Raw genomic sequence first — 21,973 nt, forward strand, 5'->3', positions numbered from 1 at the left:
CAGGGAGCCGGAGGGATGGTTCACCGAGGCTCTGGACTTTCAGGTCCTGATGCCTCTGCGAACCGACAACCGCGACATGCCCATGCGTGCCTTTGCGGCCGCGGCATTATCGCTTTCAAGGGAGGAGTTCATGCAAAAGTGGAAGAGGTTTGCATTCGGCTTCGTGCTGGCCACGTTCGGCCTGACCGCAGTGGCCGGAGCCCAAGAATACACCTCCTTGCCGCGCAAGGAGACGCTCATCGTCGAAAATCCGGAAGGGACGATTAAAAATCCCGGCTGGTTCAACATCTGGGTCAATGGCGGCGGCGGCGTATCGACCGGCCTGCAGCAGCTGACCATGGATACGCTCTGGTATATCGACCCCGAACAAGGACTTGGCGGCGCGACCTGGGATAATTCGCTCGCCGCCGACAAGCCGCAATATAATGCCGACTTCACCGAGATGACCGTGAAACTGCGCAAGGGGCTCTTCTGGAGCGACGGCGTGGAGTTCACGGCAGACGACGTGGTCTATACCGTCAAGACGCAGATGGATCACCCCGGCATGGTCTGGAGTGCTGCCTTCTCGGTGCAGGTGGCAAGCGTCGAGGCAACCGACCCCCAGACGGTGGTGTTCAAGCTGAAGAAGCCTAACTCGCGCTTCCATGCCATCTTCACCGTTCGCTGGAACGGCGCCTGGATCATGCCCAAGCATGTCTTCGAGAAAGTCGAAGATCCGCTTCGTTATGATTTCGCCAATCCCGTCTCGCTCGGCGCCTACAAGCTCAAGTCCTACGACCCCCAGGGCAAGTGGTATACCTGGGAGAAGCGTGACGACTGGCAGCGGACCTCGCTTGCCCGCTTCGGCGAGCCGGCCCCGAAATACGTAACCTACACCGATCCCGGCCCGCCGGATAAGCGCACGATCGCCCAGCTCGAGCACAATCTCGATATCATTCACGACAACACGCCTGAGGGCATGTTCACGTTGAAGGAAAAATCTAAGACGGTCGAGACATGGTTCCCGGGCTTCCCCTTCGCCCATCCGGACCCGACGCTTCCGGCCGTGATCTTCAACACCCAGAATCCGCCCTTCGACAACGCCGATGTACGCTGGGCGCTTGCCCTGCTGATCGACATCAAGGCGGTGGATATGGCGAGCTATCGCGGGGCGGCGACGCTTTCGGCGCTCGGCGTGCCGCCGACGGCGGCCACGATGAAGGACTATCAGGCGCCGATGCAGGATTGGCTGAAGAATTTCGAGATCGATACCGGCAAGAGCAAGATCAAGCCTTATGACCCGACGGTCGGGCAACAGATCGCCGATATCCTGCGCAAGCAGCCGAAGTTCAAGGACCAGATCCCGAGCGATCCTGAGGCAATCAGCGGTGCGTTCGGCTATGGCTGGTGGAAACCGGATCCGAAGGCTGCCGGCGAACTGCTGGAGAAGGCAGGCTTCAAGAAATCCGGCGGCAAATGGCTGACACCTGATGGACAGCCCTTCAAGATCCGGATGACGGTGGAAGGCGACACGCGCTCGGTCTTCACCCGCGCCGGGACGCTGATTGCACAGCAATGGGCGGCCTTCGGCATCGACGCCAAAGCCGTGCCGGCCGCGAAACTTTGGCAGACGGCGCTACAGCCCGGCGATTTCCAGGTGGCGATCGCCTGGAGCGTCGAAACCTGGGGCGGCGATCCCGACCTGTCGTTCTTCCTCGATAGCTGGCATTCGCAGTTCGTGGCCAAGAAGGGTGAGAACCAGCCGCCGCGCAACTGGCAGCGCTGGAGCAATCCGGAGCTCGACAAGATCATCGAAAGCATCCGCGGCATCAGCGCCGACGATCCGAAGGGCGTCGAGCTCGGCAAGGATTATCTGAAGCTGGTCGCCCGCGAAATGCCGACGATCCCGCTGATGTCGTATAACGTCTTCACCTCGATGGATACGACCTATTGGACCGGTTATCCGACGATATCCGATCCCTATACCGATCCGGTGCCGAATTGGGCCAACTCCAGGCTGATGATGGTCAAGCTGAAGCCGGCACAACCGAAATAATCCTCCCAACGCCGGCGCGAGTGTTGCGCGCCGGCCCCCTAATCGACGGGCATGTGGCATGTCCGTCGATCCTTTCCACTTGATGAAGGGAACCAGAGAGGAACCACCGCCCTATGACGTCCTATCTGATCTTTGTGCTGAAGCGGTTCGGTCAGTTTCTGCTTGTCGTATTTCTTGGCGTGACCATCACGTTCTTCGTCACCCACCTGACCCCGATCGATCCGGTCGAAGAAAGCATAGGCGCCATCACCCAGATGGGGCAGTCCGATCCCAATGCGATCGAGCTGATGCGCCAGTCGCTTCGCGAGCTTTACGGCATGGAGGGCTCGATCTGGCAGCAATATCTGAATTTCTGGCTTCGGCTTGCGACAGGTGATCTCGGTCCCTCGCTCTCGGCCTTTCCCACACCCGTTTCCACCATCATCCTGCGGTCCCTGCCCTGGACTATCGGGCTGATGACGGTGTCGACCCTCATCACCTTCGTGCTCGGCAATGCGCTCGGCGCACTCGCCGGCTATTACCGCAAGGACATGGTGCTGAAAGCCGTCAGCCTCGTCTTCATCGCCCTGCTTCCCATTCCCTATTACATTCTGGCCTTCGTGCTTCTGATTGTCTTCGGCTATCTCTGGCCGGTGCTGCCGATCAATGGCGGCTACGAGATGAACGCCAATCTGGACCTCTCCTTTGCGCTGGTCTTCGATATCCTGAAACACTCGATCCTGCCGGCCTTGTCGCTGATCCTGGTCGGCGCCGGCAGCTGGCTGATCGGCATGCGCGCGCTCGTTTCCAACATCATCACCGAGGATTACGTCGTCTTCGCCGAGCTCGGCGGCGTTCCGAAGCGGAAGATCCTGCGCTCCTATATCGCCCGCAATGCCATGGTGCCGCAGTTCACCGGGCTTGCCATGTCGCTCGGCGCGATCTTCAACGGCACGGTCATCACCGAAATCGTCTTCGGTTATCCGGGCATCGGCAACCTGCTGATCGAAGCAGTGCATGCCGGCGATTACAGCCTGGTGCTCGGCCTCAGCGCATTGTCGATCGTCGGCGTTGCCGCCGCGGTGTTCATCATCGACATTCTGAGCCCGCTGATCGACCCGCGCATCAAGGTGGAATAGAGCATGTTTACGATCGTCCGCGACCTCGCGCGCCAGAATATGGAATTCCTCAGCGGCCTGCTGCTCTTTGCCGTCATCGTCGCATTGATAGTGGTGTCCTATTTCTCGCCTTACAGCGCGACCGACATCTATCTTCTGCCGCCCGATATGCCGCCGGACGGCGAATATTGGCTCGGCACGACGTCGCGCGGCCAGGACGTTTTCTGGCAGCTGACGACCGCGCTCAGGAACACCCTGTTTTTCGGCATCGGCGTCGCCGTCATTTCACGCATCATCTCGCTGGTCGTCGGCCTCGTCGCCGGTTATGCCGGCGGCGCGGTCGACCGGGTGCTGATGGCCATCAACGACAGCGTCATGGTCATCCCGCAATTTCCGCTGCTGATCCTGTTCTATTTTGTGCTGAAGGACAGCATGACCTGGACGGCGCTGATCCTCATCATGGCCTCGCTCGGCTGGTCCTATGACGCGCGCCTCATCCGCTCGGTGGCGATCAGCCTGAAGACCAGATCCTTCACCACCCAGAGCGTCTATTCCGGCATGAGCATGCGCAAGATCCTCGTCGAGGAGCACCTGCCCTATGTTCTGCCGATCGTCTTTGCCACCACGATGAACAACATGATCTGGTCGATCGGCATGGAGATCACCCTGTCGGTGCTCGGCTTCACAGATATCGAGACGCCGACCATGGGCATGATGATCTATTGGGCCAATGCCCATTCGGCGCTGATATCAGGCATATGGTGGTGGGTGGCCGCCCCCGTCGCCGTCATCGTCGTCCTCTTCCTGGCGCTCTTCCTGCTGTCCATGTCGATGAACGAATACAATGATCCGCGCAGCCGGCTGAACCGGATGGGAAGTTAGTATGGATCCTTTGGTCGAAATTGAGAATCTGAAAGCCTATTACCGTGCCTTCCTCTTTGGCGTCGATCGCGAGGTGCGTGCTGTCGACGATATCAGCCTGACCATCGCCCGCGGTGAGGTCTACGGCGTCGCCGGTGAATCGAGCAGCGGCAAGACCACCCTGATCAAGACCATCGCCGGCGCAATCCGGCCGCCGCTGCGGGTCGTGTCCGGTAAAGTGACATTCCATTTCGACGGCGGCACCCAGGATATCTACGCGATGAAGCCGGAGGATCGGCTGGCGCTGCGCTGGAAGCATCTGTCCTATATCATGCAGGGCTCGATGAATGTGCTCAATCCGGTGCGCCGGATCCGGCATTCCTTCACCGATTTCGCCTTTCGCCACATGAAGGTCAGCGGCCCGGTGTTTTTCGAAAGGGTCGCCACCCATCTGCAGCGGCTGAAGCTCGATCCGCATCTGCTCGACGCCTATCCCCACGAACTCTCCGGCGGCATGCGCCAGCGCATGACCATTGCGCTGGCCACCATCCTGACGCCCGAATTCATCATCGCCGACGAACCGACGACCGCGCTCGACGTCATCGTTCAGCGCGACGTGCTGTCGATGATCCGCGAAATCCAGCGCGAGATGGGCTCGTCCTTCCTGTTCGTCACCCATGATATGGGGGTTCACGCGACGGTCTCCGACCGCATCGGCATCGTCTATGCCGGGCGTCTTGTCGAGGAAGCGCCGACCCCCAAGCTCTTCAGCAAACCGCTCCACCCCTATACGCAGCACCTCGTCGGCAGCCTGCCGCGGATCGGCGATGCGACGGCCCGCCCTTCGCTCGAGGGCCGCCCCCCCAACCTCGCCATGCCGCCGGAAGGCTGCCGGTTCCACCCGCGCTGTCCGAAGCGCATGGAGATCTGCTCGCAGAAGGTTCCGCCGCTCGTCACCGTCGAGCCGGGGCGGCGGGTGGCGTGTTTTGCCGTTACGGGAGATCCGGTTTGAGCGCTCTTCTTAGCCTCTCGCATGTCACCAAAGTTTACCGCCAGGGCGGCATGCTTGGCCGGCGTCTGATCACGGCGGTCAAGGACGTCAGCTTCGAACTGGGAGCGGAGCCGGAGATCCTCTCGATCGTCGGCGAATCTGGATCGGGAAAATCGACGATCGCGGCGATGATCCTCGGGCAGACCGAACCAACCGAAGGAGAGCTTCAATTCAGCGGCAAGACCGTCGCCATTCATAGCCGATCCGAGCGCAAGGCTTTCATGAAAGAGGTCCAGCCGGTTCTGCAGAACCCCTTCGAAGCCTTCAATCCGCTGAAACGTGTCGATCGTTATCTCTTCGAGACCGCCCGCAATTTTTCGTTCTCGGGAAACCGGCCGGACAAGCAGCAGGCGGAGAAGATGGCCGATGCCGCCCTCGTCCATGTCGGCCTGACCCTTGAAGAGGTGAAAGGCCGGTTTCCCCATGAATTGTCCGGCGGCCAGCTCCAGCGCGTCGCCATCGCCCGCGCGCTGATCCCGCAACCCCGCCTGCTGGTGGCAGACGAACCGGTCTCCATGGTCGACGCATCGTTGCGCATGGCCATCGTCAATCTCTTTGGCCGCCTGAAAAACGAGCTCGGTCTTTCCATCGTCTACATCACCCACGACCTCGCCACCGCCTATTATATCAGCGACAACATCATCATCATGCGCAAAGGTGAGATCGTCGAGCGAGGACAGGCCCGGGCCGTTTTGGACGATCCGCAGCATGAGTATTCGCGGGCGCTCAAGGAGGCGGTGCTGGCGGCGGATTTTAGTGCGGCGACGTAAGGGCGGGGAAGATGGCAATCGTTCCAGTTGTCCTGCTGAACGGCAAATGTGGTCGAAAACGGCCCATGCCGTTGCGATTTGGTGAGGCAACGCTGACAATCATTTACCCGACCTTTTGCAGGATATAGCCTTTGAATATCTCTTCGTGGCATTCCATCGAACTCGTAATTTGGCGGAGATTTTCCAAGTCTTCGCTAGTCGAGAATATCACCTGCTGTCCGCGATCCTGTGCCTTCGATGCCCGCCTGAGCAAGCTTTCGAAGCTGACCTTTGACGAGGATTGCTGCCGAGGCTCGTCGAAAATGAGCAGCTCTGGATGGTTGGTCTCGGAGCCAGAAGCGAGTTCGAGTAAGCTAAGCTGATACGCCCACTTCAACCGAATTGCGTCGCTTGCTGACGTCTCAAATCCGATTTCAAAGCCTTCTTTTTCCGGTCTGTAACTATCAGCAGAAATCTCTAGCTCGCTCGCCGAAAAGGTACTGAACCCAAACTCGGCTGCTTGCGACTGGAGCAACTCTGTGAGGCGATCTAGTTTGGCTTGGTCGGTAGCGGAGAGTTTATCCTTCGGAAGATTTGCTTGCTCGAGTAAGAGCGAAGCATATTCCTTTTGGATCGATGCCAACCTGTCGATCGCATCTTCAAAGACTGTCTGGAGTGCCTCTAGGTCGCGAACCTTCGCCTCCGCACGGATACGATCTTCGATGGCGGCCGCCGATGGATTTGATCCGGGAGCAATTAACTCAGAACGAAGGGATCTAATTTGTGCGTAGTGATCAGCGAGTTCGCGGTTGATTGCACCAACTTGGTCGGCTCTGCCATCGTCATCGGCAGCCTCGCGTCCGAGGATATCCTCGAACATCTTCTTTTGCGAGCGAATATACTCAATATTGTCGGCGATCGGCATCACAGCGGACAGTGCGTCTTGGGAAAGTAACGTGTCGATCAGGGCCTGCTCACAGGTTGGACAACGATCCGGGGTAAGGACTGCCGAAATACCAGAGTATCGCTGCAGCTTCTGCACGTCCAAGTTTTTTGCGAGGTCGTCCGCGAGCGTATCGATACGCCTCTGTAGCGAAAGCATGTCCGCCGCCTTCAACTGTCGGATCCCATGAACTCGAATTCTTTCGGCATTGAGGCGGTCAACCTCCGCCGTTAGCCGGTCCAGACGCCGTGACACCTCAACCGCCTGCTCGCTAACCTCTGGCACGGAAACAGCGCTTAGTTCCGCGGCGATTGCTCGATACCGCGCCACCATTGTCGAAAGTGGTACCCAGTCAAGTCCGTCAGCCATTTCTAAATGAGCACGGTCCAGAGTTTCACCGTCCGCAACAGGCTTTTCCGTAAGCGCAACAGTTCGGCCTCCATTTCGAGACGCGAAGCGATTTAGTTCCTCGTGCACCGCTGACCAGTCCTTGGCGTTCGCCGTTATACGCTCAGACAACCGCTCCCGCTGCATCTCAAGTTTATGCACATCAAGATCCAGAAGGAACTCTACCGCCCTCTTATGAACTTCGCGGATTCGCATGTAGGTCGGTATTGCAGCCGGGATCGCAGACCATCCGTATTTCTGCTCCACCCAAAAGAGCGGGAATACCGTTTCAAGATACAGTTTGGTCTCCGGCGAGTCGTATCGACGTACCTGCGGCAGTTCCCAGCCCAAAAACTGCTCGAGAAAATAATGGAAGCCATCTTCGCGTTGTGCTGCACCGCCATCAAGGACAAAGAAATTCTGGGTCCGAAGTGGCTTGGATCCATCCGTGAGAGCCGCGCCAAAATCGACACTTATCAATCTGCTGTCGGTAGGCGCCTTAACGGCCCTATGAACTGTTATGATCTGCCCTTTGCCATTTGCAATCTCTAGCGAGACCCTGGACTCGACTACATCGACGCGCTGGCCGTCATCCCGATTCAAGTAAGACGTCATCGCGTGAGGCAAAGGAATTTCTCTGCGCGGGCTCAACATCTTTTCTAAGCCAAGCGCGTAGAGCATCCCCTGCATGCACGTCGATTTACCCTTAGTGTTGTCTGCCCATAGCACCGTCAGACCGTCGCCGAATTCGACGTCAGCACCATACGTTCCGTCAGACGTCACCGCTCGCAGGCGAAGGTGTCTAAACCTCATGGTCAAAGCAAGTCCTCCAACCGCCATACGCGCTTCATGAGATTATCGGTCATTCGCGGTGCGACCTCGCGTAAAAATTGAAGTTCCTCCTCAAGCAAATCGCCCGTCTTAGCTATGGTCTCCGCGGTAGTTTTCCCGCTATCCGTCAACGTGACGGAAACGCCACGATCGATCTTTACCAGCTTCAACCCATAGGCCAGTGATACGGCCCGATTTAGAGACGGCTCGACCCGCACCGATACATCAGACGGCCGATACTGCCCTGCAAGTAGACCTCGAACCTCTTCTCTTCCTTCAGGGAGACGTACCGAATGGGCAAGAAACTGTAGTTTTTGAAAATTCGATTTCTTGCCCTTGCTGTAAAGAAGCGCCAGCAAGAGAATTGCGAGACCCCACGACATTCTCAAATCGGCGGGCACAGGGTCTGGTCTCGGCGTGTAAGTAAACGTCCCGCGCTGAACCGCATTTCGGAATGCAGACCCGTCAGGCATTTGGGAAGTCCAATGGGCAACGCATAATCCACTCCGAGATCGCACCGTACGCGATTTGCTCTGCGTTTTCGTTTGAAAGGTTTGGCGCGGCCGATAGGACAGCTGAGATCAACGAGTCTAATTCCGCATGTAAAATGCCGCCGGCACTTTGTCCGCCCTGTGGGCCGGCGAACTGAAGGCGCCGCGCTCGGCTCTTGATGGCGACAGTCACTTTCTCATGAAGGTCCGGCGATCCACTGCGCAATGCGTCGAGCAAAGCATTTCCTTGCAGGAATGCTAACGTTGCATCGGCAACAGCCTCGCCGACGTTCTCGGCAGACGTGCGCTTCAGAAGTTTATGATGAGCGTTGGCCAGCAAATTGGACGAGCCCACGGTCCAGGCCGCCACCTCCTCCGTTGAAGGGGCAGGAACGGAAAGCTTGACGCTAGATATCGACGTGAGGCCGTTTGCGATCACCGCTGCGGGAAAGAGCGTTAAGTCGTGAATGGCAACTTCAAACACGTCATCTAATGCGCTACATTTTTTATTGCGCATATCTTTGGTCTTTTTCGAGCAATGAATGTTGACGTCTTTGCTGTCGTGCAGGGGTGACAGTAGGATCCAGTGTCTGATTTTAACGTCGTTGAAGAGTTTCTTTATTTCGACCTCATTCGCGACGATCTTTGCTAAATCTCTGGTGATCTTGTTTTTCTGCCTATCAGCACGCGTCGAAATATCTATTGGCTCTTCAACCGCATAACATTGATACGCGACTGCCTCTTTGGTGCAGTAATAATCGATCCCAAAGTCGCCTTGATGTGCGGCGGGGATTTTATGCACGTTTAAAGCGCCGTGCCGATGTTGAAGCAGATTTAAAGAAAATAATTCCCAGTCGTCAGGGTTCCAAACCTGAACTGCATTCGTCACCAATTATGTACCCCCCTGCGAATATGCTGACTATCCTTACATCTGACGGCGGCACAATCAATTGGTTATTCGAGCACCCGCGAATACAACCGAAGCTCCTTATAGTCTAGAATATTCCACACGCGCGAATCCTCGGAAGGTCGGCGTTGGATGCCGGAGGCGTCGACGAGGATGGTTCCGCAAAGTTTCAATTGACCGTTTCCGATGGCGAGGCGACACTTGCAAGCTGCGGCGAGGCAGGAGGAAAACGATGGACGACACAGATCGCTGGCGCGACATGGCAAGCGCACCGAGAGACGGTAGCCGGATCCTCGTCACGATTCGCCCGTCCGAACAGGGGCCGGCGGAAGTTGATCTCGCCTATTGGTCGAATGGCGATCAGTTCGCCGGTGAAGGCTGGCGCGCCTCTGATTCCTCGCCCGGGCACATCATCGAATATGCCGAGCCGGAATTGAAGTGTTGGATGCCGATGCCCTCGGCCAATCGCACCTCGATGCCCTCCCCTTGGGAAGGCGACGATGACCAGGAACTCTACGGGTCGGGGATTTAAGAGATCGCGCACAGTAGCATTGGTTCCTGCCTCAGCGAACAGGTCCAGTTGTCGTCGGCCACGAGTGCGGCGCGACGAAGTCGCCTCATACCGAACCCTGCCTGGTTGCCTTGGTATGACATGGCGGAGAAACTTTATGAGAAAGAGCCAGCCCGCAATCAAAGGCGCCTGCAGTGATTACGCAAACGTCAGCGAGCGCCGTTTTCAATCGTGATTGGACATCGGCTGCGACCTGAGCGACGCTGTTATCGGGAGGCGGACCATCTATTTTTCCGGAGATAGGAGGCCGAAATGGAACAGTACGCATTAGACCAGTTGAAAAGCATCGCAACGGTCAGCCCGACCTGCAAGCGCCTTGAAATGACCCGGCGCGAACGGCTTGAACGGTGGGCCGAAAGTCTCGAACACAGCCCGAGACCGTTTCTCAAGACACTTCACGAAACCGAATATCAACCGATTGCCGATCGGCTTGCTCTCAGGGATGACGGCACCCCGATCTCCGTTGCATTCGCTGATCCCATGCTGCGGGCGGCAGGAATGGAAAATGACAGCTATGGAGAGGCCAAGCGGTTCTTCGAACTCAGCGATGAGCAATTGCATGATCTTGTGTGCTTCTGCCATTTCGGTGAACGCGTCAGCGCGGCAGTCGTCGCTCGCCGTTTGCGGAAGATGTCAGGTTCCAAACCAGACGGGTTTTTCGCTCAGCTTCGTGCGTGGTTTGCCTGATTGAGGCCACAGGCCACTATCTGACGTGCTACTCGGGGATGCATCGATCCCCGTCGGGTCGTTGCTCCTGCGGCATCGACTATCGCTGACATTTTGAGGGGGCAGATTTCTGAAGCGGTTGGTTCCTGCTGGTCAGCAGGAACCAGGTTTTCTGCGCTGGCCGACCACGCCCCTAAGGACCTGGGTCAGGGCGTTCACCAGCAGCACCCACATCTATGTCAGCGTGCTGGGGAAAGATGCCTCGCCGAGCGACTATCCAGTCAGGGAGAGGCTTGAAGAGGCCGTATCGCTACTTAGCGCCAGCTAACCACGCACTTGCCATTATAGGTGATTTAACGGAAAATCCCCGGCGTGGCCCTTGAGGCCTGGGCAGCCTGCCATGATCGGAGAACGCCGTGCCTCTGAAGAACATTTTGGCCGCAGCAGCAATCGTCTTCATGACACTCTCAGGATGCGCAACTAGCGGATCGGACAACACAACCTATGCACAGCCGCAGGGGATAGGCCCAGTACGCGGTGAGATAGGCGGTTACTAGCCCATCGAGGGTGTTTCGACCGCTTTAGAAACACAGCCTGGCTGTTTACGACGAACCAACCTCGGCGCTCGATCCGATGTCGGTCGCTGTCGCGGAGGAAGGCATGACGATGGTGACCCACGAAATGGGCTTTGCCCGCAAGCTCGCGCAACGCGTAGTGTTCATGGATGCCGGCGGCGAAATCCTGCGCCACCAGTTCCGCCCGTTACGTGACTCGGTCACGGCTCCGACGCGACCTCACCGCGTTTACCACCCACGGACCGCAGGTACTGCATCGCGTTGGCAGATCGGGTGACCCCAGCGCGGGAACCGCGACGATGCTCATGGCGAAGAATGCCTGCCCGGCCGCCGGGTCCGCGAAGGAGTAATAGGAGGCCATTGAACAGATGTCGGCGCTGGCAACGTGGGCAACGCCCTTTGATACCAGTTAAAGCGAGCCCGCTTTGAGGAGATCAAGGCAGCGTATGCGAAGGCGATCGGCAAGAGGAAGGAGGCGGCACGCCCCTGAGCTCATTTCATCGTCGGCTGCGAAACTCAGTGAACAACGGTGATCAACGAAATGCCAGCTTCGTCGGCGGCATGGATGAGGGCTTCTCGCGTTTGTTAAGCGGCAGCGGGACCCTCTTGAGATCCCGATTCCGTGGACGAAAGCGGCCTTGCTCGGTATCAAGCGAAGGTATTTTGCCACGGGCGGCTCCACAGCGACAAAGTCGCGCCGTGCATACTCATAGCTGAGGTGCGAACTTGTCATGCTGTCGTTGTGACATCGGGTCAGGCCAAAAGCATCACAGTCTCGATGAGGGATATCTGGAATGTCGATCTTGCTGAGAAGTTTGTCGTCCCTGTTGGTTGGACTAACATTGGCGGCGCCCGCCTCTGGCAATTGCTTGAGCGCTAAAGAAACCAAACAGGGCGTGCTGCTTACCAGAGAAGTGCCTTTCTTTTCCGCGTTCTACAAGGCGGACGGTCCGGGTCTCACCGAACAACGGCTGATGGAACGTAACCGTTCACTGCAGCCGGTGTCGGCTGTATATTTGCACCCCTTGCTCGTCGAAAAGAGAGTTAGTGCCAGCGGGACGCATGAGCTGAAATACACGAATGCGATTGCGTTAGACGATCTACCACAGAAGAAGAACTGGCAATCCGAGACTAAGCTTTTCATCAATGGCCAAAAATCCGTTTTGGGCGCTACTATTATTAGGTTCGACGGCTGGGGAGAAGAAGCTATCGCGTCTTGTTCCTACAAAGTTTGGGCCGTCAACAGCCGTCTCGAACTGACGGGATTGCCTCCGATTATTTTTGAACAATACTATTCCCCCGAGCTTCGTCTCGTTCTTCGTTCGGTAAGGCTAGGCCCCTCCAACCAGCCGTTGAGCGAGGTTCGATTTGATCGGTTCCAAATTGGCTGGGGCAACTGATTGATCGTGAGGTCAGACTGCCAGTAAGACAGCAGCTTCGCATCAATTTCATGAACGCTGAGCGACCGCCTCCGGCCGTGCCAATAACGTGCGATATCGGTGATGGCATCGCGAGACGGTTGGATCGTAGTTGTTCCAGACAACGAACCCGCTAAAGTTGCTTCACGAGGGTCCGGCAGTTGCTAAGGTTTGTCGACAGGCTCGCCGTTTGGGTTGGGCACCGGTGCCTCCCTCGTATCTCGAGCCGGGGGTTTGTGATCGTCAGTCTCTGGTGGCGCTTCCTTACGGTCAGGGCGATTGACAGGCTGCTCTCTAAGATTGCCGCCCTGTGATGGGGCATTATTCTCTTTGGACATGGTCAGCTCCTCCATTCAACGGTCTGAACAGAATGGCGAGATCAAAAGTTCCGAGGCAGCCAGACTGCCGTCGTCAGAGCATATATCCATCTGCAGCATAGCTATCGACCATTCGCAGGGATGACGCTTGATAAGCGGCGCCCGAGGCAAAGGGGATGCACGCGGGTCAGCGCCAGTACGTGACGTCAGCGCCGGCGGCAAACGGCGGCCCTTACCGTAGATGCGCAGTGTGGAATCGGATTTCTATTCAGGTGTGGCTCTCGATCAGCAGGGAGCTTCCAAAGGAGCTGCGTCGCATCACCAAGCTACAACCGCAACGACTCTAGTCGCGCTTCGAACCTCCGTCAGTGCCTCGGAACCGCCAGACACCGCCTGAATGAGCGGACTAGCCGGACTGGATGGCAGCAAAGTCGAGCCGCCCATTTGAAGGTTCTGCCCGACGACGAACGGCGGCTTCGGAGCAGTGCCGCGTCTCTGCGCTGGAAGGTCGTCGTGCGAGGAATTGGAAGCCGGGTAGATCGACGGGTGATCATTATCCACCCGATGACGACCTGGACAAGCTGAGGCATTCTCATTTCCAGGTTTTCCGCTATCATCCACAGGTCACGGGAGTAGGCGTCATGATTGCAGCGAGTTTGGTTCCGGATGCATTTTACTGGGCGAAGTCCTCGAAATATTTCGACGGACGACCGACGATCGTTCGGGTCTCCACGGTCTTCGGGGAGGATTCTGACTATTGGACGCTGGCGCTCCTGGGAACCGATCAGCACGCTATGCCCGCAGACTTCGAGATCATCGCTCTGGCGGAGCTCCCAGAAGAATACCCTCTCCGGCAAGCCGCCGAGTGAACCGTTCACCGGGCAAGCGAACGAGGGGCCTGACAGAGGGCACCCTTTTTGTCGGGCGTTCATACCGACAATCGCTTTTCCTTTAATCGAAACACAACGACCAACCCTTCGGGGTCCAGTCGTAGCAGATCGAACCGTCTAACTGACCGGTGACTGCCCGATGGAGAAGTTTGCTGCCATAACCCAACGGAACTTGCGGGAAGTTCGACGATGGGGCCGACCCAGTTTGAGCCCTGAAGACGCAGCCAACCTTGTTGGAGACGACACCGATGTCGTTTGAGGGGACACTTGCCGCCCTGGCTAACGGGCAAATAAAAAAGGCCGGGGCGAAATCGCACCGACCTTTCCAACATCGCTCTCACACCAGTGCCAGTACATCCGTGGTCAAAAGCAGATAAGCGACTTCGGCAGTCGCGAACGCTCGCGTGGAGCACTCACCAGCAACGCCGATGACCGTTAGATAGCGTCGGACTGTGTTTAATTCAAGTCGCCCGGCAAGAACTCCGCCAATCCGACGTATCGACATCTCGCCTGCGCAACAGCCGATGGCCTGCCGGCACCTTAATCGAAAAAGCGCCCCACCCCACACGCGCAAAAAGCCCCGCGGTTGTTGCGACCGCGGGGCTCCTTGACGCCTCACCCGGGAGAGGGGATCAGGCGGCCTGTACTTTGCGGCTCGTGCGCGCCCATTCCGGCAGCCAGTCGCCGTGGGTGGCGAGCAGGTCGTCGACCAGCGACCAGATCTGGTCGAGGTCGAGTTCGGCTGCCGTATGCGGGTCCATCATCGCGGCGTGGTAGATGTGCTCGCGATTTTCCGTCATCAGCGCCTGCACCGTCAGCTCCTGCACGTTGATATTGGTGCGGATCAGCGCCGTCAGTTGCGGCGGCAGGTCGCCGATGAAGGTCGGCTGGATGCCGGAGGCGTCGACGAGGCAGGGCACTTCGGCGGCGCAATTGGCAGGCAGCGAGGTGATGCAGCCATTGTTGCGGACATTGCCGTAGATCACCGAGGGTTCGCCGGTCCAGACCGAGTTGATGATCGAGGAGGCATATTCCTTCGACGGCTGGACCTCAATCTTGTCGGCCGAACGATAGGCCTCCGCCTGGCCCTTCCAGCGCTCGATCTGCTCGATGCAGCGTTTCGGATATTCGTCGAGCGGAATGCCGAATTTCTCGATCAGATCCTCACGGCCCTCCTTGATGAAATAGGGCGTGTATTCGGCGAAATGCTCCGAGCTTTCGGTGACGAAATAGCCAAGCCGCGTCAGCATCTCGTAACGCACCTTGTTCGGGCAGCGCGGGTTCCAGCCGGGCTTCGGCGCCCTGCCCTCGCGGTAGCCGCGCACGAGATCGGGATAGAGGTCGCGGTAGGAACCGTCCGGCTGGCGATGCTCGAATTTGAGATAGAAGGCCATGTGGTTGATGCCGGCCGCGCGGTAGCGGATTTCCTCGTAAGGGATGTCGAGATCGTGGGCCAGTTCCATCGCCGTGCCCTGCACCGAATGACAAAGCCCAACCTGGCGGATTGTCGGATATTTCTCCGATATCGCCCAGGTGTTGATCGCCATCGGGTTGACATATTGCAGCATGATCGCCTCGGGGCAAACGGCGAGCATGTCCTCGCAGACCTTCCAGAGATGCGGCACGGTGCGCAGGCCGCGCATGATGCCGCCGACGCCGAGCGTATCGGCGATCGTCTGGCGCAGCCCGTATTTCTTCGGCACCTCGAAATCGGTGACCGTGCAGGGCTCATAGCCGCCGATCTGGAAGGCGACGACGACGAAATCGGCGCCTGCAAGCGCCTTGCGCTGGTCGGAATAGGTCTCGGCCTTGGCGTTGACGCCGAGCGTCGAGATCAGCTTGTTGACGACGATGGCGCTTTCCTCCAGCCGCTGCGGATTGAGATCCATCAGCGCGATCGTCGCGCCTGACAGCGCGGGCCGCTGCAGCACGTCGCCGACGATGTTCTTCATGAAGACGGTGGAGCCTGCTCCGATAAAGGTGATTTTGGGATTTCCTGCCATTATAGCCTCCGGCATTCGATAATCATGCTACCTCGAAAGCGGCCTTGACGAGCCGTTCGGTGTAGGCGGTCTTGGGATGGGATAGTACTTCGTCGACGGGACCCTCTTCGACGATCTTGCCATGCTGCATGACAATGACGCGATGGCAGAGCGCCCTGACGACCTTGAGGTCGTGGGAGATGAAGAGGTAGCTCAGGCCGCGCTCGTCCTGCAGCTTGCGCAGCAGTTCGATGATCTGCGCCTGGACGGAAAGGTCGAGCGCCGATGTCGGCTCGTCGAGCAGGATGAATTCCGGCTCCAGCGCGATAGCGCGGGCAATGGCGATGCGCTGGCGCTGGCCGCCGGAAAATTCGTGCGGGAAACGCGACAGGATATTGCCCGGCATGCCGGCAGCAATCAGCGCTTCGCGCACCCGATCCTGCCGTTCGCCCTTGGTCGCGCCCAGCCTGTTGACGACGAGACCTTCCTCGATGATCTGCCCGATCGTCATGCGCGGATTGAGCGATGAGAACGGGTCCTGGAACACCACCTGCATGCGGGCGCGCAAGGGCCGCATCTCGGACCTGGACAGGCCGTGGATCGGCTGATTGTCGAAACGGATCTCGCCGCTGTCGGGCGTGTTCAGCCGCAGGATCGCCTGGCCGAACGTCGTCTTGCCGGAGCCGGATTCGCCGACCAGCCCCAGCGTCTCGTGACGGCGCAACGTCAGGTCGAGGCTGTCGACGGCGACAAGCTCACGCATCGCCGGCTTGAGAAATGTGCCGTGACGCATCATGAAGGAGACGCGCACGCCCTTGGCATCGAGGATGACATCCGATCCTTCGGGCAGCGGATTGGCCAGGCCGCGCGGCTCGGAGGCGAGCAGATGCTTGGTATAGGCGTCCTGCGGATTGGCAAACAGCGCTTCGGTGGTGTTGTGCTCGCGCACTTCGCCGTACTGCATCACATAGACGTAATCCGAGAACTGCCGCACAACCGTCAGGTCGTGGGTGATGAGGATGACGGCCATCCCCAGCTCTTTCTGCAGGTTGCGGATCAGGTTGAGGATCTGCGCCTGCACGGTGACGTCGAGGGCCGTCGTCGGCTCGTCGGCGATCAGCACATCGGGATCGTTGGCAAGCGCCATGGCGATCATCACCCGCTGGCGCTGGCCGCCGGAAAGCTGATGCGGATATTGCATGAGCCGCGCGGCGGGATCGGGGATCTGCACATGTTCCAGCAGTTCGAGCGCGCGCTTTTGCGCATCCCTCTTGCTGATCCGGCGATGCACGCGGATCGCTTCGACAATCTGGCTGCCGATCGTATAGATCGGGTTCAGCGAGCTCATCGGCTCCTGGAAGATCATCGAGATGCGATCGCCGCGCAGCTTGCGGCGCGCCCGCTCGGAGAATTTCAGGATATTGCTGCCGTCATAGGCGACCGTCGATTTCTCGGAGACGACGGCGCGCTTTGACAACAATCCCATCACGGTTCGCGCCGTCACCGATTTGCCCGAACCGGATTCGCCGACGATCGCGATCGTCTCGCCGCGATAGAGCTGGAAGGAGACGTCCTTGACGGCTTCGACCATGCCGTCCTCGACCTTGAAATTCACCGCCACGTTGCGGGCATCGATGATCGGCGTGTCCGAACGGCCATCATGATCATGGCGGACGGGCGGAGCGAAGGAATTGACCAGTGCAAGAGCCATATCAATCACCTCAATAAGGATCGACCGCGTCGCGCAATCCGTCGCCGAGCGCATTGAATGCGAAGACGGTGACGAGCACGAAGCCGACGGGAGCGAGAATCCAGGGATAGGAGCCGATGACCGAATAGGTCGCCGTATCCTGCAGCATCAGCCCCCAGGAGATCAGCGGCGGCTTGACGGCGAAGCCGAGGAAACCGAGGAAGGATTCCAGCAGCACGACACTCGGTATATGCAGCGTCACCGCGACGATGACGTGGCTCATCACGTTCGGCAAGATGTGCTGGAAGATGATGCGTGTGTCGGTGGCGCCGACGGCCATGGCGGCCCTGACATAATCGATGCGGGCGAGCGCCAGCGTCTTGCCGCGCACCTCGCGCGACATCTGCGCCCAGCCGAGCGCCGACATGACGACGATGACGAAGGCGAGGAAGACATTGGTCGGCGCCGTCACCGGGATCAGCGAGGTCAGCGCCAGATAGAGCGGCAATTGCGGGAAGGCCAGCACCAGCTCGACGAAACGCTGCAGCCAGACGTCGAAGGTGCCGCCGAAATAGCCGGACACCATTCCGACGGTCGTGCCGATGATGGTGACGATGAACACGACCGTCAGGGCAATCGTCAGCGAAATGCGCGAGCCGATGATGGCGCGCGACAGCACGTCGCGGCCGAACTTGTCGGTGCCGAGGAAATGCACCGGCTTTCCGTCGGTCGAGCCGAAGAAGTGGCGGTTGGCCGGGATCAGGCCGAACAGCCGGTATTCAGCGCCCTTGACGAAGAAGCCGAGCAGCCGCGGATTATCGTAGTCGATGCCGACAATCGGCTGGAAGGTGACCGGATCAAGCTCTTCGGAATCCGACAGCGCATAGACGCGCGGCTGGAAGACGAAATTGCCGTCCTTGTCGTGGAAGCTCATCACCTGTGGCGGCGCGAAGCCGACATCGGTCGCCTTCGGATCCATCGGCGCGAAGAAATCGGCAAAGATTGCCATGAGGAGCAGGAGCACGACGAGCACGAGGCCTGCCATGCCGGTCCAGGAGCGCCTCAACCGGCGCCAGACAAGGGCGATATAGCTCTCATGACCATGCGATGGCTTGGCCACGATGTCGGTCGTCGGCGGTGTTGCGGAAGAGTCGAAAGCAAGCATCTCAGGCTCCTCCATATTGGCGGACACGCGGATCGAGCAAGGCGAGCAGCATGTCGGCGATGATGTTGCCGACGATCAGCGTCGCCGACAGCACCATCATGAAGGTGGCGGTGACATAGACGTCGCCGACCGCCATCGAGCCGACGATCGCCGGACCGACGGTCGGCAGCGCGAAGATGATGGCGGTCTCGATCTCGCCGGTCAGCATGTAGGGCAGCACGACCCCCTGGTACATCACCAGCGGATGCAGCGCATTCGGCACCGCATGGCGCATCACCACCGCTCCGCCTGAAAGGCCCTTGGCCTTGGCCGTCTCGACATATTGGGCGTTCAGCGTATCGAGCAGATTGCCGCGCATGACGCGCATGTTGTAGGCGAGCCCGCCGAAGGTGGCGATCGCCACGACCGGCCAGACATGGTGGACGAGATCGACGAATTTCGCCCAGGACCAGGGCGCCCCGCCATATTGCGGCGAGAAGAAGCTGCCGATCTCGGTCACGTTGAGCTGAAAGACCAGGAGATAGACGATGATCAGCGCCATCAGGAAGCGCGGCACCGTCATGCCGAGGAAGGAAATTCCCGAAAGCAGGCTGTCGATCCAGCTGTACTGTCGCGTTGCCGCCCAGATGCCGAAGCCGATGCCAAGCACCGAGGCAAAGAGGTGGCAGACGAGCGCCAGAAGCAACGTTCGCGGCAGGCGTTCACCGACGACATCGGCGACCGGCTTGTTGTAGAACATGCTGTAACCGAAATCGCCGCGCGTCACAATTCCGCCGATCCAGTTGATGTACTGGACGACCAGCGGCTTATCGAGCCCGTGTTCGACGCGGTAAGCCTGCGCTTGCGCTTCGGCCTGGGCATAGGAGGCGCCCCCCTGGTTGATCAGCTGGGAGCGGATGTAATCGGCATAGTCGCCGGGCGGGGCCTGGATGATTGCGAAAGTCACCACGCTCAGGATGAAGAGAATGGGGATCGCGGAGGCTATGCGCACGAGCAGGAATCGTAACATCAGACGGTTCGCTTCTCCTTGCCGCCAGTCGCTCCTTGTCAGCGCGGCCGGCTCGTTGGTCATATCGGGCCGCGCGCGGCACGCGCGGCCCGGAACTCACTTCAGCTGGGAGGGAGCTCTCCAGCGCGTCGCATCACATGCGACGCGCTTTAACTCTTTGTTTCCGGGCATCATGCATCAGTTGATCGGACCCTTCTCGCCGGGCTTGCCGGGCAGCTGTTCGGGGAACAGCTCGTATTTGCCCTGCTTGTCGGCGGCCACCCACATGCGCTCGCGGATCACCGAGTCTTCAGCCCAGTTGAACATCATGATCGGCGTGCCCTGCGGCACGTTCGAGAACCGCTTATTGATGATCAGCGCGCCCGGATACTCCGTCAGGCCCACAGTATTGACGTGCTCGGTCGAGATTTTCTGGTACTGCTTCATCAGGTCGACGCGCTCCTCGTTGCTCTGGCTCGTCCTGAACTTGTTGATGACGTCGATAAGCTCCTGTTCGAAGGGCATCAGATCGAGCTGGTCATCCTTGCCGGCGCGGTGGTGCCAGCTGGTGCGCGGACCGACAGGGGCGAGCTGCTCGGTGTTCTGCACCACCGACGACAGCTCCGTCGTGTTGCGCTGGATCAGCCAGTCGAAGCGGCCGGCATAGTGGGCGTCGTCACGCTTGGCCCCGTCGAGCGCATTGATGACGATCTTCAGGCCGAGCTTCTCCATCTGGCCGACGACACCTTCGGCAAGACTCTTGTCGGTCGTGTACTGATTGTTGATCAGCATGACGATTTCGACATCCTTGCCGCCTGCCGTGCCGGCCGGAAAGTTCACGACGCCGTTGCCGTCGGTGTCCTTGAGGCCGGCCTTGGCGAGTTCAGCCTTGGCGCCCTCGAGATCGAAAGGATAGTAGACGGTCGAGTTGCGGTCGTAGAAGCTGGTGCCGGAGGAGAGCCCGCCGGGATAGATCGCGGTGAACGGTCCCTTGACCAGCGAGTCGCCGATCGCCTTGCGGTCGAGCGCCATGGTGACGGCCTTGCGGAAGTCCTCGTTGCGGTTCAGCTCACGGATCGCCTGACCGCGCTCGTCCGGGTTGCCCCAGCCATTGGCGGAAAAGTTCATGCGAAGATTATAGCCGATGAGGCGCGGGCCGAAGGCAAGACGGGCGGGTGCGGTTTCTTCCGCGGCACGCTTCAGCGAGGCGACGAAGTTTTCCGGCTGCTCGAGGTTCGAGATGTCGGCGGATCCGGCCACGGCCTGAACGTCGCGGTCGGCCCAGGTCGAGAGCTTGTAGTGCAGCTCGTTCAGATAAGGCAGCTGATTGCCCTTCTCGTCGACCTTCCAGTAATAGGGGTTGCGGCGCATGACGATGATGTCGTCGGAGCGATATTCCACCGGCACCCAGCCGCCCATGACCGGCATGTTCATGAACTCCGGCGGGAAGGCGTTCTTGAACTGGTCGTATGTGTTCTTCGAATATTTCGGATGCTTCGGCTTCAGGATATGTGACGGACCCGGGCAGAAGTTCGGGTAGGACATCGTGTAGAGATATTGCTTCGGGAAGGCCTCCTTGAAGGTCCATTCGACGGTGTAGTCGTCGACCTTCTTCAGCGTCGTCCCGGTGCCGAAGGCTTCCGGCGATGCGCCGCCGCCGAGCGGCGAGACGTTCGGGTCAATGACTTCGTCTTCCCAGTAGAACATGATGTCGTCGGCGCTGAACGGCGCGCCGTCAGACCATTTGGCGCCTTCGATCAGGTGCATGGTCAGCTTGTGGCCATCTTCAGACCAATCCCAGCTCTTAGCGAGGTTCGGCAGCGGCTCGGTATCGGAGGCCTGCACCTGGAACAGCGGCGCGGTGCGCGTCAGGCATTCGGAAAGGCCGATATCGATGCCGCCCCAGCCCTGCGTCTGGCCGGCGCCATAGTTCCAGCCTTCCGGCCGGCCGCCGATGACGTGGCGCATCGTATCGCCGTAGACGCCGATGCCGTCGGGCATATTGCCTGTTTTGAAGACCATGGGCTCCTTCGGCAGGCGATCCTTGACCGGCGGCAGCTTGCCGGAGGCGACGAAATTCTTCGTGACCCAGTCGGGCTCGTGATATTCGGGCAGCGCCTTGAACTCCAGGATGGAGTCGCGCGCAACATAGTTGATCTTGCCCTCGGCCGGAAAGTCGGCCGGCGCCGGCGGGATGGTTGGCTCGGAGGCATATGCATTCAGCGCCGCGGCTGAGACGCTGAGCGCCAGTCCGGCCAGGATGCCTGCGTTACGGAAATTCATCATCGTTTCTCCCTCTTGTTCCGGAGCGCGGGTTGCGCGGCTCCTTTTTCCTCGAACGACATGAAAGCGGGTCTGG

At 59.1% G+C, this 21,973-nt stretch carries 17 protein-coding genes and 2 pseudogenes; 10 read left to right on the forward strand and 9 right to left on the reverse strand.

Going from position 1 to position 21,973, the window contains the following annotated elements; all coding sequences use genetic code 11:
* Positions 1-130: 130 nt before the first annotated feature.
* The 5 genes from HFO71_RS27025 to HFO71_RS27045 all read left to right on the forward strand — a co-directional run bounded on the left by HFO71_RS27025 (position 131) and on the right by HFO71_RS27045 (position 5,814).
* The gene (locus HFO71_RS27025) at positions 131-2,035 is read left to right on the forward strand and encodes an ABC transporter substrate-binding protein (protein WP_131640762.1); all 1,905 of its coding nucleotides are present in this window, start codon (positions 131-133) and stop codon (positions 2,033-2,035) included.
* 113 nt (positions 2,036-2,148) lie between these two features.
* Positions 2,149-3,153, forward strand: coding sequence for an ABC transporter permease (locus tag HFO71_RS27030; RefSeq protein ID WP_025397817.1), 1,005 nt, complete (start codon positions 2,149-2,151; stop codon positions 3,151-3,153).
* A 3-nt stretch (positions 3,154-3,156) separates the two neighbouring features.
* Positions 3,157-4,014: an ABC transporter permease gene (locus HFO71_RS27035; RefSeq protein WP_131640760.1), complete on the forward strand. Its 858-nt coding sequence runs from the start codon at positions 3,157-3,159 to the stop codon at positions 4,012-4,014.
* Position 4,015: 1 nt separating this feature from the next.
* Positions 4,016-5,005 carry an ABC transporter ATP-binding protein gene (locus HFO71_RS27040; RefSeq protein WP_077980212.1) on the forward strand — a complete coding sequence of 330 codons (990 nt, stop codon included), beginning with the start codon at positions 4,016-4,018 and terminating at the stop codon, positions 5,003-5,005.
* Entirely contained in the window at positions 5,002-5,814 is an 813-nt protein-coding gene (locus HFO71_RS27045) for an ABC transporter ATP-binding protein (RefSeq protein ID WP_221988631.1), read from the forward strand. Before HFO71_RS27040 ends, HFO71_RS27045 begins: the two co-directional genes overlap by 4 nt.
* 103 nt (positions 5,815-5,917) lie before the next feature.
* Here the strand turns inward: HFO71_RS27045 and HFO71_RS27050 are convergent, their stop codons facing one another.
* The 3 genes from HFO71_RS27050 to HFO71_RS27060 form a co-directional block, all read right to left on the reverse strand.
* A complete protein-coding gene (locus HFO71_RS27050) occupies positions 5,918-7,936 on the reverse strand; it encodes a hypothetical protein (RefSeq protein WP_245006996.1) in 2,019 nt (672 codons plus the stop codon).
* 2 nt (positions 7,937-7,938) lie between these two features.
* Complete coding sequence (locus tag HFO71_RS27055; protein ID WP_245006991.1) at positions 7,939-8,337, reverse strand: hypothetical protein; 399 nt, start codon at positions 8,335-8,337, stop codon at positions 7,939-7,941.
* 82 nt (positions 8,338-8,419) lie between these two features.
* A complete protein-coding gene (locus HFO71_RS27060; protein WP_221988744.1) occupies positions 8,420-9,334 on the reverse strand; it encodes a hypothetical protein in 915 nt (304 codons plus the stop codon).
* A gap of 250 nt (positions 9,335-9,584) precedes the next feature.
* On the opposite strand from HFO71_RS27060, the gene HFO71_RS27065 reads away from it, so the two are divergent.
* The 3 genes and pseudogenes from HFO71_RS27065 to HFO71_RS36490 all read left to right on the forward strand — a co-directional run.
* Positions 9,585-9,884: a hypothetical protein gene (locus HFO71_RS27065; RefSeq protein ID WP_025397805.1), complete on the forward strand. Its 300-nt coding sequence runs from the start codon at positions 9,585-9,587 to the stop codon at positions 9,882-9,884.
* Positions 9,885-10,175: 291 nt separating this feature from the next.
* Positions 10,176-10,610, forward strand: coding sequence for a hypothetical protein (locus tag HFO71_RS27070; RefSeq protein WP_020053042.1), 435 nt, complete (start codon positions 10,176-10,178; stop codon positions 10,608-10,610).
* A 573-nt stretch (positions 10,611-11,183) separates the two neighbouring features.
* Positions 11,184-11,441 (forward strand): annotated as a pseudogene (locus HFO71_RS36490) (hypothetical protein); the annotation flags it as partial.
* A gap of 3 nt (positions 11,442-11,444) precedes the next feature.
* Here the strand turns inward: HFO71_RS36490 and HFO71_RS36585 are convergent.
* Positions 11,445-11,568 (reverse strand): annotated as a pseudogene (locus tag HFO71_RS36585) (DUF983 domain-containing protein); the annotation flags it as partial.
* Positions 11,569-11,958: 390 nt separating this feature from the next.
* On the opposite strand from HFO71_RS36585, the gene HFO71_RS27080 reads away from it, so the two are divergent.
* Both HFO71_RS27080 and HFO71_RS27085 read left to right on the forward strand, forming a co-directional pair.
* A complete protein-coding gene (locus HFO71_RS27080; protein WP_221988634.1) occupies positions 11,959-12,564 on the forward strand; it encodes a hypothetical protein in 606 nt (201 codons plus the stop codon).
* A gap of 976 nt (positions 12,565-13,540) precedes the next feature.
* Positions 13,541-13,768 carry a hypothetical protein gene (locus HFO71_RS27085; RefSeq protein ID WP_221988635.1) on the forward strand — a complete coding sequence of 76 codons (228 nt, stop codon included), beginning with the start codon at positions 13,541-13,543 and terminating at the stop codon, positions 13,766-13,768.
* A gap of 653 nt (positions 13,769-14,421) precedes the next feature.
* On the opposite strand, the gene melA is transcribed toward HFO71_RS27085, so the two are convergent.
* The 5 genes from melA to HFO71_RS27110 all read right to left on the reverse strand — a co-directional run bounded on the left by melA (position 14,422) and on the right by HFO71_RS27110 (position 21,900).
* Complete coding sequence (gene melA / locus HFO71_RS27090) at positions 14,422-15,792, reverse strand: alpha-glucosidase/alpha-galactosidase (protein WP_168327511.1); 1,371 nt, start codon at positions 15,790-15,792, stop codon at positions 14,422-14,424.
* A 22-nt stretch (positions 15,793-15,814) separates the two neighbouring features.
* Positions 15,815-17,482 carry an ABC transporter ATP-binding protein gene (locus HFO71_RS27095; protein ID WP_221966429.1) on the reverse strand — a complete coding sequence of 556 codons (1,668 nt, stop codon included), beginning with the start codon at positions 17,480-17,482 and terminating at the stop codon, positions 15,815-15,817.
* A gap of 10 nt (positions 17,483-17,492) precedes the next feature.
* A complete protein-coding gene (locus tag HFO71_RS27100) occupies positions 17,493-18,626 on the reverse strand; it encodes an ABC transporter permease (RefSeq protein ID WP_221988636.1) in 1,134 nt (377 codons plus the stop codon).
* A 1-nt stretch (position 18,627) separates the two neighbouring features.
* Positions 18,628-19,635 carry an ABC transporter permease gene (locus HFO71_RS27105; protein WP_077980222.1) on the reverse strand — a complete coding sequence of 336 codons (1,008 nt, stop codon included), beginning with the start codon at positions 19,633-19,635 and terminating at the stop codon, positions 18,628-18,630.
* 177 nt (positions 19,636-19,812) lie between these two features.
* Positions 19,813-21,900, reverse strand: a complete 2,088-nt coding sequence (locus tag HFO71_RS27110; RefSeq protein ID WP_131640752.1) for an ABC transporter substrate-binding protein — start codon at positions 21,898-21,900, stop codon at positions 19,813-19,815.
* Between the last annotated feature and the right edge of the window lie 73 nt (positions 21,901-21,973).

This window comes from Rhizobium laguerreae (assembly GCF_019778565.1).
In the GTDB taxonomy this organism is placed as follows: Bacteria; Pseudomonadota; Alphaproteobacteria; order Rhizobiales; family Rhizobiaceae; genus Rhizobium; species Rhizobium laguerreae.